12 protein-coding genes are annotated in these 13,848 nt (G+C 72.2%); 6 read left to right on the top strand and 6 right to left on the bottom strand.

Features of this window, described 5'->3' with window-relative positions:
- Window positions 1-60 precede the first annotated feature (60 nt).
- The 3 genes from SAM23877_RS22955 to SAM23877_RS22945 are packed head-to-tail and all read left to right on the top strand — an operon-like array spanning window position 61 to window position 3,610.
- On the top strand, window positions 61-585 hold the full coding sequence (locus SAM23877_RS22955) for a PadR family transcriptional regulator (protein ID WP_053142773.1): 525 nt from the start codon (window positions 61-63) through the stop codon (window positions 583-585).
- Window positions 582-1,271 (top strand): ABC transporter ATP-binding protein, encoded by a 690-nt coding sequence (locus SAM23877_RS22950; protein WP_053136456.1) that lies wholly within the window; start codon window positions 582-584, stop codon window positions 1,269-1,271. Before SAM23877_RS22955 ends, SAM23877_RS22950 begins: the two co-directional genes overlap by 4 nt.
- Complete coding sequence (locus SAM23877_RS22945; protein WP_053136453.1) at window positions 1,268-3,610, top strand: ABC transporter permease; 2,343 nt, start codon at window positions 1,268-1,270, stop codon at window positions 3,608-3,610. The genes SAM23877_RS22950 and SAM23877_RS22945 overlap by 4 nt, the downstream gene beginning before the upstream one ends.
- Before the next feature lie 82 nt (window positions 3,611-3,692).
- Here the strand turns inward: SAM23877_RS22945 and SAM23877_RS22940 are convergent, their stop codons facing one another.
- Window positions 3,693-4,631 carry a LysR substrate-binding domain-containing protein gene (locus tag SAM23877_RS22940; RefSeq protein ID WP_053136450.1) on the bottom strand — a complete coding sequence of 313 codons (939 nt, stop codon included), beginning with the start codon at window positions 4,629-4,631 and terminating at the stop codon, window positions 3,693-3,695.
- A 133-nt stretch (window positions 4,632-4,764) separates the two neighbouring features.
- Between SAM23877_RS22940 and SAM23877_RS22935 the strand changes: the two genes are divergently transcribed.
- On the top strand, window positions 4,765-5,319 hold the full coding sequence (locus SAM23877_RS22935) for a peroxiredoxin (RefSeq protein WP_053136447.1): 555 nt from the start codon (window positions 4,765-4,767) through the stop codon (window positions 5,317-5,319).
- A gap of 6 nt (window positions 5,320-5,325) precedes the next feature.
- Window positions 5,326-5,862 (top strand): alkyl hydroperoxide reductase, encoded by a 537-nt coding sequence (locus SAM23877_RS22930; RefSeq protein ID WP_053136444.1) that lies wholly within the window; start codon window positions 5,326-5,328, stop codon window positions 5,860-5,862.
- An 82-nt stretch (window positions 5,863-5,944) separates the two neighbouring features.
- Here the strand turns inward: SAM23877_RS22930 and SAM23877_RS22925 are convergent, their stop codons facing one another.
- From SAM23877_RS22925 to phoH2, 3 genes are all read right to left on the bottom strand, one after another.
- On the bottom strand, window positions 5,945-7,321 hold the full coding sequence (locus SAM23877_RS22925; protein ID WP_053136442.1) for an AI-2E family transporter: 1,377 nt from the start codon (window positions 7,319-7,321) through the stop codon (window positions 5,945-5,947).
- A 150-nt stretch (window positions 7,322-7,471) separates the two neighbouring features.
- A complete protein-coding gene (locus tag SAM23877_RS22920; protein WP_174532245.1) occupies window positions 7,472-8,167 on the bottom strand; it encodes an aggregation-promoting factor C-terminal-like domain-containing protein in 696 nt (231 codons plus the stop codon).
- A gap of 417 nt (window positions 8,168-8,584) precedes the next feature.
- Window positions 8,585-9,910 carry an RNA 5'-3' helicase PhoH2 gene (gene phoH2, locus SAM23877_RS22915; protein WP_053136432.1) on the bottom strand — a complete coding sequence of 442 codons (1,326 nt, stop codon included), beginning with the start codon at window positions 9,908-9,910 and terminating at the stop codon, window positions 8,585-8,587.
- A 996-nt stretch (window positions 9,911-10,906) separates the two neighbouring features.
- Between phoH2 and SAM23877_RS22910 the strand changes: the two genes are divergently transcribed.
- Window positions 10,907-12,097 carry a winged helix DNA-binding domain-containing protein gene (locus SAM23877_RS22910; RefSeq protein ID WP_053136429.1) on the top strand — a complete coding sequence of 397 codons (1,191 nt, stop codon included), beginning with the start codon at window positions 10,907-10,909 and terminating at the stop codon, window positions 12,095-12,097.
- Between the two features lie 15 nt (window positions 12,098-12,112).
- Here the strand turns inward: SAM23877_RS22910 and SAM23877_RS22905 are convergent, their stop codons facing one another.
- Both SAM23877_RS22905 and SAM23877_RS22900 read right to left on the bottom strand, forming a co-directional pair.
- Window positions 12,113-12,913: a class I SAM-dependent methyltransferase gene (locus SAM23877_RS22905; protein ID WP_053142771.1), complete on the bottom strand. Its 801-nt coding sequence runs from the start codon at window positions 12,911-12,913 to the stop codon at window positions 12,113-12,115.
- 53 nt (window positions 12,914-12,966) lie between these two features.
- Complete coding sequence (locus tag SAM23877_RS22900; RefSeq protein WP_053136426.1) at window positions 12,967-13,839, bottom strand: LLM class flavin-dependent oxidoreductase; 873 nt, start codon at window positions 13,837-13,839, stop codon at window positions 12,967-12,969.
- Window positions 13,840-13,848: the final 9 nt, after the last annotated feature.

Here is a 13,848-nt window from a genome sequence, read left to right as displayed (position 1 = left end):
CCATGGTCTCTGCACACGGCGTATACATGGTGCGTATACACCGTGTGTAGAGTGCTCGGCATGTCCATCGGTCACACCCTCCTGGGACTCCTGGAGTCCGGGCCGCGCCACGGCTACGACCTGAAGCGCGCTTTCGACGAGAAGTTCGGTCACGACCGGCCGCTGCACTACGGCCAGGTCTACTCGACGATGTCCCGCCTGCTGAAGAACGGCCTCGTCGTCGTCGACGGCATCGAGGCGGGCGGCGGCCCCGAGCGCAAGCGGTACGCGATCACCGACGCGGGGATCACCGACGTCCAGCGGTGGCTCGCCACGCCGGAGAAGCCCGAGCCGTACCTGCAGTCCACGCTCTACACCAAGGTCGTCCTCGCGCTGCTCACCCACCGCGACGCCGCGGACGTCCTCGACACGCAGCGCTCGGAGCACCTGCGCAGCATGCGCATCCTGACCGACCGCAAGCGCAAGGGCGACCTCGCCGACCAGCTGATCTGCGACCACGCCCTGTTCCACCTGGAGGCCGACCTGCGGTGGCTCGAGCTCACCGCGGCGCGCCTCGACAAGCTCCGGGAGGCGGTGGCCCGATGACTCCCCCCGCGGGTTCGCTGCTCTCGGCCGAGCAGCTGCGCAAGGCCTACGGCCCGACCCTCGCCCTCGACGGCGCCGACTTCTCCATCCACCCCGGCGAGGTCGTCGCCGTGATGGGCCCCTCCGGGTCCGGCAAGTCGACGCTGCTGCACTGCCTCGCCGGAATCGTGACCCCCGACTCGGGGACGATCACGTACGACGGGCGTGAGCTGTCCGCCATGAACGACGCCGAGCGCAGTGCGCTGCGCCGCTCGGAGTTCGGGTTCGTGTTCCAGTTCGGACAGCTCGTGCCGGAGCTGACCTGCGTCGAGAACGTCGCCCTCCCACTGCGCCTGAACGGCACCTCCCGCAAGGAGGCCGAGCGGGCCGCGCTCACCTGGATGGAGCGGCTGGAGGTCGACGACCTGAGGAAGAAGCGGCCCGGTGAGGTATCCGGCGGCCAGGGGCAGCGGGTCGCGGTGGCCCGGTCGCTGGTGACCGGCCCCCGCGTGCTCTTCGCGGACGAGCCGACCGGCGCGCTGGACTCCCTGAACGGCGAGCGGGTGATGGAACTCCTCACGGACGCCGCCCGCCTCACCAACGCCGCCGTCGTGCTGGTCACGCACGAGGCGCGGGTGGCCGCCTACTCCGACCGCGAGGTCGTCGTCCGGGACGGGAAGTCACGGGACATGGAGCGCGTCGTATGAGCGTGCGCCGGTGGGCCCGCGACCTGGCCATGGGTGTCCGCTTCACCGTCACCGGCGGGCGCGAGGGGTGGACCCGGGCCCTGCTGACGGCCGTGGGGGTCGGGCTCGGCGTCGCACTGCTGCTGCTGACGACGGCCCTGCCGAACGCACTCACCGTCCGGCACGAGAGGGAGGCCGCGCGCAGCGACATCACGTTCACCGACGACCGGCCCCCGAAGGGCGCCGACACCCTGATCGTCGCCAACGTCGACACCGACTTCCGCGACGACAACGTCCGGGGCCGCGCCCTGGAGGCCGAGGGGCCCCGGGCGCCGCTGCCGCCGGGGGTCGAGAGGTTCCCCGCCCCGGGCGAGATGGTGGTCTCCCCCGCGCTCGAGCGGCTGCTCGCCTCGGACTCCGGCGAGCTGCTGCGGGAGCGGCTGCCGGAGCGGATCACCGGCACCATCGGGGAGAGCGGGCTGGTCGGCTCGCACGAACTCGCCTTCTACCGGGGCGCGGACGGCCTCGCGCCGCACCTCGACGGCGGCCGGATCGTCCGCATCGACCACTTCGGCGATCCCGACCCGGGGCCCGAGCAGTCCGACCCGGTCCTCCTGCTGCTGATCCTCGTCGTCCTCGTGGTGCTGCTGATGCCGGTCGCGGTCTTCATCGCCGCGGCCGTGCGGTTCGGCGGCGAGCGGCGCGACCGCAGGCTCGCCGCGCTGCGGCTGGTGGGGTCGGACAGCGGGATGACCCGGCGGATCGCGGCCGGCGAGGCCTTGGCCGGGGCGGTGCTCGGGCTCGTCCTCGGCGCCGGTTTCTTCCTGGTCGGGCGGCAACTGGCGGGCACGGCCGAGGTGTTCCGCATCAGCGTGTTCCCGAGTTACCTCAACCCCTCGCCGCTGCTGGCCCTGCTGGTGGCGGTGGCGGTGCCGGCCGCGGCGGTGCTGGTGACGCTGTTCGCGCTGCGCGGGGTGGTCATCGAGCCGCTCGGCGTGGTGCGCACGGCCAAGCCCGCGCGGCGGCGCCTGTGGTGGCGGCTGCTGCTGCCGGTGGCCGGCCTCGCGATGCTGTACCCGATGGTCGGCCAGGGCCGCTCCGACGGGGACTTCAACCAGTACCTGGTGACCGGCGGTGTCGTCCTGCTGCTCGTCGGTGTCACCGCGCTGCTGCCCTGGATCGTGGAGACGGTCGTCGCCCGGCTCGGCGCGGGCGCCGTGTCCTGGCAGCTGGCCGTGCGCCGGCTCCAGCTGAGCAGCGGCACCGCGGCCCGCATGGTCAACGGCATCGCGGTGGCCGTGGCCGGCGCGATCGCGCTCCAGATGCTGTTCGCGGGCGTGGACGACGACTACACCAAAAGCACCGGGAAGGACGTCTCGCTGGCGCAGATGGAGGTGGCCCTGCCGAGCGAGGCGCCTCTCGCCGCGGCCGCCGCGAAGTTCCGCGACACCCGGGGGGTCGAAGCGGTCTTCTCCTACTCCGAGGGCTACGCCGGCGACCGGCGCAAGGACGCGGAGGACTCCACGACGCTGACCGTGGGCGACTGCGCCTCGCTGCGCGAGATCGCGACCCTGTCCTCGTGCCGCGACGGTGACGTGTTCGCCGTGCGCGGGGCCGAGTGGGACGCCGGGGTCGACGTGACGGCGATGGCGCGGGACCGGCGGACGCTGTACCTCGACCCGTCCTACGAGGGCGGGCCGAAGGGCCTGGAGATCCCCTGGAAGGTGCCGTCGGGCGTCAAGGAGGCGGCGCCGCGCACCGGCCTGCTCGCCGGCACGGACCGGGGCGGCTTCCTGATCACCCCGAAGGCGCTGCCGGAGTCGCTCGCACCGGGGCTGGAGGGGCACGCCTACCTCAGGCTCGACGAGTCGGTGCCGGACGTCCACGAGCGGGTGCGGAACACCGCGGCGGCCGTGGACCCGCTGGCGTACCCGATGGTCTGGGCCGCGACGGAGCGCAGCGACCGCTTCGACGCCATCCGCACCGGTCTGTTCGTCGGCGCCGCGTGCGTGCTGGCGCTGATCGGCGCCAGTCTGCTGGTGTCCCAGCTGGAGCAGCTGCGTGAGCGCAGGAAGCTGCTGTCGGCCCTGGTCGCCTTCGGCACCCGACGCCGCACGCTGAGCCTGTCGGTGCTGTGGCAGACCGCGATCCCCATCGTGCTGGGCCTGGTGCTGGCCTCGGTGGTCGGCCTGACGCTGGGCACGGTGCTGCTGAAGATGACGAGCACCCCGGTCTCCGTCGACTGGACCGGCGTCCTGGCCATGACCGGCATCGGCGCCGCGGTCGTCCTGCTGGTGACCCTCGCCAGCCTCCCGCCGCTGCTGCGCCTGATGCGCCCGGAGGGTCTGCGGACGGAGTGATCCGGCGGTCCCCGCCGTGCCGGTCGGCGCGCCCGTCCCGGCGGCACTCACCGTGCCGCGGGGACGGACGCCGGCGCGTGCGTCAGCCGGTGACGATCCGCACCGGCAGCTCTCGCATCGCCTCCCGCAGGGCCCCCGCCAGTTCCCCGTACTCCGCGGAACGGGCCGCGCCCGTGCGCATGGCGAGGGCGACGCGGCGGGTGGGGGCCGGGTCGGTGAAGGCGCCGGTGAGGAGCTGGCTGGAGCGGGACGTCTCCACGCGGACGGCCGTGCGCGGCAGCAGCGTCACCCCGAGGCCGCCCGCCACCAGCTGCACGAGCGTCGACAGACCGGCGGCCGTGGTCGTCGCCGGGACGCCCGCGCGACCCGCCTCGCGGCAGATGTCGAGCGCCTGGTCCCGCAGACAGTGTCCTTCGTCGAGCAGCAGCAGGTTCAGTTCGCGCAGCACCGAGCGCTCGATGCCCTCCCGCCCGCCCAGCGGGTGGTCGAGGGGAGTGACGAGCACGAAGTCCTCGTCGAAGAGCGGGAGTTCGGTGACGCCGGGGACGCCGAGCGGCACCGCGAGCAGCAGCAGGTCGAGACGGCCGGACGTGAGCCCCTCCAGCAGGCTCGCCGTCTGCTCCTCGTGCACCTGGAGGTCGAGGTCCGGGTAGCGCTCGTGCACCAGCCGCAGCACCGTGGGCAGCAGGTACGGTGCCACCGTCGGGATGACGCCGAGGCGCAGCGCCCCGGTGAACGGCGCCCGCACCGCCTCCGCCTCCTCCAGCAGCGCGCCGACCTCCGCCAGTACCGCCTTGGTGCGCACCGCGAGCCGCTCGCCCGCGGGCGAGAGCAGCACCTTGCGCGTCGTACGCTCCAGGAGGGTGACACCCAGTGTCTCCTCCAGGGCGGAGACCGCTCCCGAGAGCGCGGGCTGGCTCATTCCGATCGCGGCGGCGGCATCGCGGAAGTGCAGATGCTCGGCGACCGCGGCGAAGGCCCGCAGCTGGGCGAGGCTGGGCTGCCTCTTCTTACCCGACACTAATAGCCACCTCCGATCAACTCGACCGAGTGTAGCTATTTCACTAATCAATGCACCCTGTGCCAACATCAAGAACGTCCAACCCATGGGAAACACCCGCAATCCGGGTGTTTCTTCGCTGCAAGGAGAGCGCGTGCTCACTGTCGGTGACAAGTTCCCCGAGTTCGATCTGACCGCCTGCGTCTCGCTGGAGAAGGGCAAAGAGTTCCAGCAGATCAACCACAAGACCTACGAGGGTCAGTGGAAGGTCGTCTTCGCGTGGCCCAAGGACTTCACCTTCGTGTGCCCGACCGAGATCGCCGCCTTCGGCAAGCTGAACGACGAGTTCGCCGACCGTGACGCCCAGGTCCTCGGCTTCTCCGGCGACTCCGAGTTCGTGCACCACGCCTGGCGCAAGGACCACCCGGACCTGACCGACCTGCCGTTCCCGATGATGGCGGACTCCAAGCACGAGCTGATGCGCGACCTCGGCATCGAGGGCGAGGACGGCTTCGCCAAGCGCGCCGTGTTCATCGTGGACCAGAACAACGAGATCCAGTTCACCATGGTGACCGCCGGCTCGGTCGGCCGTAACCCCAAGGAGGTCCTGCGGGTCCTCGACGCCCTGCAGACCGACGAGCTCTGCCCGTGCAACTGGAGCAAGGGCGACGAGACCCTCGACCCGGTCGCGCTGCTGGCCGGGGAGTGATCCGAGATGTCCCTCGACTCCCTGAAGTCCGCCGTCCCTGACTACGCCAAGGACCTGAAGCTCAACCTGGGCTCGGTCATCGGCAACTCCGACCTCCCGGCGCAGCAGCTGTGGGGCACCGTGCTGGCGACCGCCATCGCCTCGCGCTCCCCCATCGTGCTGCGTGAGCTGGAGCCGGAGGCGAAGGCGAACCTGTCGCCGGAGGCGTACTCGGCCGCCAAGTCGGCCGCCGCCGTCATGGCGATGAACAACGTCTTCTACCGCACCCGGCACCTGCTGTCGGACCACGAGTACGGCACCCTGCGCGCCGGCCTGCGGATGAACGTCATCGGCAACCCGGGCGTCGACAAGGTCGACTTCGAGCTGTGGTCCTTCGCGGTGTCCGCCATCAACGGCTGCGGCATGTGCCTGGACTCGCACGAGCAGGTACTCCGCAAGGCCGGTGTGGACCGCGACACGATCCAGGAGGCGTTCAAGATCGCCGCCGTGGTCGAGGCCGTCGGCGTCACGCTGGACGCCGAGGCGGTCCTGGCCGCGCAGTAACCCCGCGGCACACGACACGGGCCCCGCTCACCGACCCGGTGAGCGGGGCCCGCCGCGTGTGTCCTCCTCGCCGCCGGGAGCCCTACGCCGGCGAGGCGTCCGGCGGCGGCGGCTCGGTCTCCGCGGGCTTCGGCGGATGGTCCGTCGCCGGGGACGCGTCGGTCGACGTCGCCCCGCGCGGTTTCGGGGCCTGCCGCACGGCGGCCTCCCGCGAGTACGCCCGCAGATAGCCCACGACGGTGTTCGTCACCGCCACCAGCGGAACGGCGACCACCGCGCCGCCGATGCCGGCGATCATGCCGCCGGCCGCCACGGACAGCACCACGGCCAGCGGGTGGACCCGCACCGCGCGCCCGAGGATGAACGGCTGGAGGATGTGCCCCTCGATCTGCTGCACCGCCAGCACCACCACGAGGGTCATGACGGCCGCGAACACGCCCTGCGTCACCAGCGCCACGACCACCGCGAGCGCGCCGGACACCACCGCTCCGACGAGCGGGATGAAGGCGAACAGGAAGATGAACACGGCCAGCGGGACGGCCATCGGCACGTCCAGGAAGTAGATGCCGAGGCCGATGAAGATGGCGTCGATCAGCGCCACGATCACCGTGCCGCGCACGTACGCCGTCAGCGTCCGCCACGCGCGCGGGCCGGCGCCGGCGACGCCCGGCCGGGCCGCGGCCGGCACCAGCTTCAGCGTCCACTGCCAGATGCGCTTGCCGTCGTAGAGCAGGAAGAGCGTCGAGAAGGCCGCCAGCAGGATGCCCGTCAGCGCCTCGACGACGACCGTGACACCCTCCAGGCCGGCCGACGTTATCTGGTCGGTGTTGGCACCGACCGCCTCGCGCAGGTTGCTGGCGATCTCGTTGATCTGCTTGTCGGTGACGTGGAAGGGGCTGTTCAGCAGCCAGTTGCGCAGCTCGTCGATGCCGTCCTGGACCTGGTCGGAGAGGTTGTCGATGTTCTCCATGACCTGCCAGGTGACGAACCAGCCGATCAGCCCCATCACGACGAACCCGAGGATCGCGGTCAGGGCGGTGGCCGGTCCTCGGGGCACCCCGTGCCGGCGCAGCCACGCCACGGTCGGCTGGAGCAGCGCCGTGATGAGCAGCGCGGCCACGAACGCCAGCACCACCAGTTGTACGGCGCTGATGACCCGCATCAGCACCCATACGGTGCCCGCGAGGACCAGCAGCCGCCATCCGGCCTCCGCGGCGACCCGTACGCCCCAGGGCACGGCCTGCGCCGGGTCGGGGCGGTTCTGGACCACGAGCTGCCGGTGCGGGGCGAGATGCTCCACCGGCACGTCCTGCGCGGGAGGCGGTCCGTGGTCGGCGGCAGGCGCCGGTCCGTCCTCGGCCTCCTCACGCCGCGCTTCCTCGCGACGCTGGTCCAACCGCTTGCTCATCTGCGTCAGTCCGGCGCCGAGCCGACCGAGCCACCCTGGCACTCGCGACATGATCCGTCCTCTTCCCCCGTCTCTCCCCACCACTCCCCCCTGGAGTCGTTTCGGCACGACCGTACATGGCGGGAGCGCGAAAGCCCCTCACCGTAGGACGGTGAGGGGCTGCGCGAGGTTGAGCGGGTCCGGACCGCGCCGGGGCGGGGCTCAGTACCAGTGGTTGTTCTGCCAGAACGCCCAGGCGTCGCACGGGCTGCCGTAGCGGCTGTCCATGTAGTTGAGGCCCCACTTGATCTGGGTCGCCGGGTTGGTCCGCCAGTCGGCGCCCGCGGAGGAGTACTTGCCCGCGGGCAGCGCCTGGAAGAGTCCGTAGGCGCCGGAGGAGGGGTTGACCGCCTGGTAGTTCCAGCTGGACTCGTGGTCCACGATGTTGCTGAAGCACTGCCACTGGCCGCTCGGCACCATCTGACGGGCCATCGCCTGGATCTGGCTGGTGCTGTACGAGCTCTGGACGGCGAAGGTGGTCGACTCGCGCTTGGCGTCGCGGCTGGCGGCTTTCTGCTCCGCCTCGCGCTCCTTGGCCTCCTCGGCCGCCTTCCTGGCCTTCTCCTGCTTGGCCACGGCGGTCTCGGCCGCGGCCTTGCGGGCGGCCTCCTCGGCGTCCTTCTTGGCGCTCACGTCCGCGGCGATGGCCTGTACGTCGGCCTGCTGCGTCAGGGACGCGGTCTGCACCTGCGCCTGCTCGCCCATGGGGATGTCCGCGAGCAGCGTCGTGCCTGCTGCCGTCGCCTCCGCGTCGTTGTTCTGCGCGGTGCTGCCCGAGGCAACGCCGACGACGCTTCCGACTGCGGTGACCGCCGTGGCCGAGGCCACTGCGAATCCCCGGACCGAGATCCGGCTCACACGGTTTCCTTCCAGCATCGCCCGCTTCGGTGACCCTCGCGGACGCAATCGTGCCCCTGGCACTGGCCTCCCCAACTACGGGTCACGGGAGGCACGGGCCCGGTGGACAACTCCCCCGAGGGGAGCGCCGTGTGGTGCTCGGGCGGCATACGACGCTGCTATGGAGTTGGCTTTGGTGCGTCTGTGGCGCCATACCGCTGGGGGTACGGCTGAGTCGTATGCGGGGCCTGACAGGAAGGAGACTCTGCCGTAACCCGACGGGGTGAGGCAATTCTGTGTTGCGTGTGAAAGCTCACATCCCGTTTGGCCCAAGGGATTCCCGGAAACCCCCACACGCGACGACGCCGCCCGGCTAGGCTCTTCGCCTTCCGGACGGCGTCGACCGTCTCACCATCGGCCCTCTCGGGACCAGCCTCCTCAGATGTGGCCGTCCTCCAGCATTTCGGTCACAAGTGCCGCGATCTGCGACCTCTCGGACCGCGTCAGAGTGACGTGCGCGAAGAGCGGATGGCCCTTCAGCTTCTCGATGACGGCGACGACTCCGTCGTACCGCCCGACCCGCAGGTTGTCGCGCTGCGCCACGTCATGGGTCAGCACGACCCGCGAGTTGGCCCCGATCCGGGACAGCACGGTCAGCAGGACGTTCCGCTCCAGCGACTGGGCCTCGTCCACGATGACGAACGCGTCGTGCAGCGAGCGGCCGCGGATGTGGGTGAGCGGCAGCACCTCCAGCATCCCGCGCGCGGTCACCTCCTCGATGACCTCCCGGCTGGTGACCGCCGACAGGGTGTCGAAGACCGCCTGGGCCCAGGGGCTCATCTTCTCGGCCTCGGAGCCGGGCAGGTAGCCGAGCTCCTGTCCGCCGACCGCGTACAGCGGACGGAAGACCATCACCTTCTGGTGCTGCCGTCGCTCCAGCACGGCCTCCAGCCCCGCGCACAGCGCCAGCGCCGACTTGCCGGTGCCGGCCCGGCCGCCCATCGACACGATGCCGACGTCCGGGTCGAGGAGCAGGTCGAGCGCGATCCGCTGCTCGGCGCTGCGGCCCTTGATGCCGAACGCCTCCCGGTCGCCGCGCACCAGGCGGACGCTGCCGTCGGGCGTGACCCGGCCGAGGGCCTTGCCGCGCTCCGACTGGATGGTCAGACCGGTGTGCACGGGCAGGTCGACGGCCTCGGGGACGTGGACCCGGCCCTCCTCGAAGAGCACATCCACCTGCTCACCCGGCAGGGTGAGTTCGGACATCCCGGTCCAGCCGGAGGCGTCCGTGATGGCGAGCTCGGCGCGGTACTCCTCGGCGAGCAGGCCGACGGAGGACGCCTTGATCCTGAGCGGGAGGTCCTTGGAGACGACGGTGACGTCGAACCCTTCCGCCTGCAGGTTGCGGGCGACCGCGAGGATGCGGGAGTCGTTGTCCCCCAAGCGGTAGCCGGTGGGCAGCACGCTGGGGTCCGAGTGGTTGAGCTCGACACGTACGGTGCCGCCGAGGTCCCCGATCGGGATGGGGGCGTCGAGACGACCGTGCCGCACCCGGAACTCGTCGAGCAGACGCAGGGCCTGCCGGGCGAAGTAGCCGAGTTCGGGGTGGTGCCGTTTCGCCTCCAGCTCCGTCACCACGACGATCGGGAGCACGACCTCGTGCTCGTCGAAGCGGTTCAGGGCGTTCGGGTCGGCCAGCAGGACGCTGGTGTCGAGAACGTAGGTGCGCCTATCTGGCTTGTGGCGCTTTGTGCTGGTCACCACGGAAGGACGTACCCCCTCGGAAGAGGTCGGGGAGCGACGGAGTGGACGCTGGGCCGGGAACGCTGCAACGAGCCGGCCGATCTGCGACCGCCCCTGACCGGCGCGGGCCGCGGACCGGCCCTCCGCCTCGTCTTCCGTGCCGTGACCGCACGGTGGGGCTGGTGCAAAGGGCCTCCCGGGCGGACGGCTCCGTGCCGTCCGCTGAGATCCGACACCCGTGGTTCGGGCGTCGACCTGCTTGGCTTATGCCCTGGAACGAGCGCCGCCATGCCACGACACAGGACGACGCACCGGTGAACTCCTCATGACGCGCGTCCCGCCCGGAGCGGGCCGGGCGGCCCGAGGGGCCGGGGCGCGGGAGGCAGAAAAAAACGGGCCGGTCCGTGGGGGGGAGACGGACCGGCCCGAGGGGGGGTTTCCACCATAACCCTTTGTGAGGGATGCCGCGTGCATCGGCGTGCCACAACTACTCTCCGGAATCGCCCGACAACGCCGGAGTGGCCATGGAAGCGTCCGTTCCGCCCCGAGCGGTGGCCAAAACGCGGCGGATGCGCCGGTGAACGGGGTGGCAGGCGGGATCAGAGAGGCGCCGAGGGGTTCCTGAAGGGCGGTCCGGGCGGCACTCCGGTAGGCCCGGAGGACCGCGGGTCCCGCGCGGCGGGCCGTCCTCGACTCGTCCGACCGGGTGACACCACCACCGAACGCCCGCTTGACCGGGCACCGCGCGACCCCCTCCGCCGCGCGGTGCCACACGCGCAGCTTTGCTCACGCGAATTGCCTGGCGTTGAACTTACGTGATCGGACGGGCTCGGTTCGACCCGCGGAGGCCCGCGGTGGATAACGATGTGGAAACCCTGTGAGGATCGGGGGGTGATTCCGCACCTGTCGCCGAACCCGTGGATATTTGCGAAGGTGTGCCGTTTACGTCCCGAAGATCCCTCCCCTCCCGTCTCGAGTGGGACAGGTTCTGTCCTACAGCTCCCCTAACGTCGTCTCATGACGAAGACGGTGGCGACCACTTGGGGTGCGGTGAGCGCCCGACGGCTCGAACGACAGTTCCTGGCCAAGTCCGCCCGAACGGGCACGCCGGTCGCCGAGGTGGCCGGCGCGATGCTCGGCGCCCACGCGCAGGTGCTGTCCGCGGCCGAGTTGTCGCTCGGACTGCGGGCGGACGGCGCGACCCGGGCGGACGTTCGGGCCGCCCTGTGGCCGGCCGGGGCACCCGCCGCGCCGCCCTCGCTGGTGAAGACGCACGGTCCGCGCGGGACGGTGCACCTCCTGCCGGCCCGCGACCTGGCGATGTGGTGCGCGGCGCTGCCCGCGGTCCCCTCCGGCGCCGCTTCCGCCGATCCCGGCGTACGGCTCGACGAGGCGCGGGCCGAGCAGGTCGTGGCCGCGATCGCGGAGGCCCTGGACGGCGCGTTCCTGACCGTCGACGAACTGGGCGAGGAGGTCGTCGCCCGTACGGGCCCGTGGGCCGGCGACCTGGTCATGCCGGCGTTCCAGACCATGTGGCCGCGCTGGCGGCAGGTGCTGCACCGGGCGGGCCAGTGCGGCGCGCTGTCCTTCGGCCCGAACCGCGGCCGCAAGGTGACGTACACCCGCCCGCCGCACTTCACCCCGCTGCCGCCCGAGGAGGCGTTGCGGCTCCTGGTGCACCGCTACCTGCACGCGTACGGCCCGGCCACCCCGCAGCACTTCGCCCGGTGGCTGGCCGCCCCCACCGGCTGGGCGAGGGCGCTGTACGACGGCCTGGCCGCCGCGGGCGAGATCGAGGAGGTCCGCTTCGAGGGGGCGCCCGCCTGGGTGGTGGCGGGTGACACGGTCTTCCCCGACGGGGCCGGGCGGGACGACCTGCTGCGCGGGGTGCGGCTGCTGCCGTACTTCGACGCCTACGTCATCGCCGCGCAGCCGCGGGAGCTGCTCTTCCCCGGAGCCGCGTACCGGCGGGCGCTGGCGGGGGGCCAGGCGGGCAACTTCCCGGTGCTCCTGGTGGACGGCGTCGTGGCCGGCGTATGGCACCAGCGGCGCCGGGGGCGGCTCACCACCGTCACGGTCGAACCGCTGGGGCGGCTGACGGCCCGGCAGGAGCGGGAGCTGTCCGCGCGGGTGGAGCGGGTGGGGGAGGTCCTGGAGGCGCGGGCGGAGCTGGTGGTGGGCGAGGTGGGGGTGGGCGCGCACGCGTGACCTGCCCGACGGGACCTAGGCGTGCGGCTTGCGGGCGTCGAAGAGTTGACGCGTGCTGTGGGCGACGAAGGGGCCTTCGGTCTCGATGCGTTCATGCAGGTCGCGCAGCCGGTCCCGGTACCCGTCGACGGTGAAGCCGGGAACCATCCACACGACCTTGCGCAGGAAGTGGACGACGGCGCCGACGTCGTGGAACTCCATCCGCAGCCGTTCCGCGCGCAGGTCGACGACCTCCAGACCGGCCTGCTCGGCGTCGGCGCGCTCACGGTCGGGGTGGCGGTGGCCGCGGGTCTCCTCCGGCTGCGGCCCCAGGAAGTACTCGACGAGCTCGAAGACGCTGGCGGGGCCGACGTGCTGGGCGAAGTACGTGCCGCCGGGCGCGAGCACCCGGGCGATCTCCGCCCAGTGCGGCCGGACGGGGTGGCGGCTCACGACCAGGTCGAAGGCGCCGTCCGCGAAGGGGAGCGGCGCGTCGTCGGGCGAGGCGACCACGGGGACGCCCCGCGGACGGAGCAGCGCGGTGGCCTTGGCGACGTTGGGCGGCCACCCTTCCGTGGCGACGACGAGCGGCGGGCGGTGGGGTGCGGCGGCCCCGAGCGCGTGGTCCAGGACCTCCCCTCCCCCGGTCTGCACCTCCAGCACCGCGCCGGCCCCCGCCAGCCGCGCGGCCATGGACCGCGCGTACCCCCAGGAGGGCCGTTCCTCGGTGGCCCGGCCCTCGAACCAGGAGAAGTCCCACCCCTCGGTGGGGACGGAGGCGCCTTCGGCCACCAACTCGTCAAAGGTGCGGGGGTGCGGGGCGGGTGCGTGTGCCATGCAGGCGGATCCGTTCAGCGTCATGGGAGGAGATACCTGGAGCGCGGCGCGGTCTAGGCGACCAGGGGCCTGACCTGTTCGGCGGCGAACCGTACGAAGCCCTCCGGGTCGGGCTCGTCGCCGGTCGGCTGGAGGACCACGGTGTCGGCTCCCGCCTCGGCCAGCCGCCGCACGGCCTCGGCGACGGCTGCCGCGTCCCCCGCGACCCCGAGGTCCGGCACCGAGCCGACGCCCTCGGCGGCCAGGTCGGCCCGCAGCCGCTCGCCGGCGCCGGGGCCGGTCGCCGCGAGGAGGTACACGACCACCTCGTGCGGTTCGGTCCGCCCGGCCGCCGCGCGCCCTTCGTCGATGAGCCGACGGGCCTGCCGTACCCCGTCGGGCGGGGTGGACGCGGTGAGCACGGTCCCGTCGGCGGCCTCACCGGCCAGCCGCAGCGAACGGGGTCCGGTGGCGCCGGCGAGGACCCGGACCTCCCGGTCCGGCGGCCAGTCGAGGCCCACGTCGTCGAGCCGGACGTAGCGGCCCTCGGTCGTCACGCGCCGCCCGTGCAGCAACGCCCGCAGCGCGTGCAGGTGCTCCCGCAACAGGGTGACGGGCGACTCGGCCCGCGCTCCGACCTGCCCCATCCAGTCCTGCACGCCGTGCCCGAGGGCGAGGATCGGGCGGCCGGGGAACATGCGGTGCAGCGTGGCGGCCTCCATCGCGGTGAGGGCCACGTTCCGCAACGGCACGGGCAGCAGTCCCACCCCGATCCGCACCCGCTCGGTCCAGGCGAGCGCCGCGGCGGCCGAGGAGATCCCGCCCTCACGGAAGCAGTCCTCCCAGAGCCACAGCTCCTCGAGCCCGGCGTCGTCGGCCGCCTGCGCGACGGCACGCAGCCGTTCGGGGGCGAGCTGGGGACGGAATACCGCGCCGAGTCCGGTCATGAACTCTTC

The organism is Streptomyces ambofaciens ATCC 23877, from assembly GCF_001267885.1.
Classification (GTDB): Bacteria; Actinomycetota; Actinomycetes; order Streptomycetales; family Streptomycetaceae; genus Streptomyces; species Streptomyces ambofaciens.
The sequence above is the reverse complement of the archived record's forward strand: the minus strand, read 5'-3'. Positions and strand labels throughout refer to the sequence as shown.

Coding starts and splice junctions, on each gene's coding strand:
- SAM23877_RS22955 (WP_053142773.1), top strand. CDS start 61: ATGTCCATCGGTCACACCCTCCTGGGACTCCTGGAGTCCGGGCCGCGC.
- SAM23877_RS22950 (WP_053136456.1), top strand. CDS start 582: ATGACTCCCCCCGCGGGTTCGCTGCTCTCGGCCGAGCAGCTGCGCAAG.
- SAM23877_RS22945 (WP_053136453.1), top strand. CDS start 1,268: ATGAGCGTGCGCCGGTGGGCCCGCGACCTGGCCATGGGTGTCCGCTTC.
- SAM23877_RS22930 (WP_053136444.1), top strand. CDS start 5,326: ATGTCCCTCGACTCCCTGAAGTCCGCCGTCCCTGACTACGCCAAGGAC.
- SAM23877_RS22925 (WP_053136442.1), bottom strand. CDS start 7,321: ATGTCGCGAGTGCCAGGGTGGCTCGGTCGGCTCGGCGCCGGACTGACG.
- SAM23877_RS22910 (WP_053136429.1), top strand. CDS start 10,907: ATGACGAAGACGGTGGCGACCACTTGGGGTGCGGTGAGCGCCCGACGG.
- SAM23877_RS22905 (WP_053142771.1), bottom strand. CDS start 12,913: ATGGCACACGCACCCGCCCCGCACCCCCGCACCTTTGACGAGTTGGTG.
- SAM23877_RS22900 (WP_053136426.1), bottom strand. CDS start 13,839: ATGACCGGACTCGGCGCGGTATTCCGTCCCCAGCTCGCCCCCGAACGG.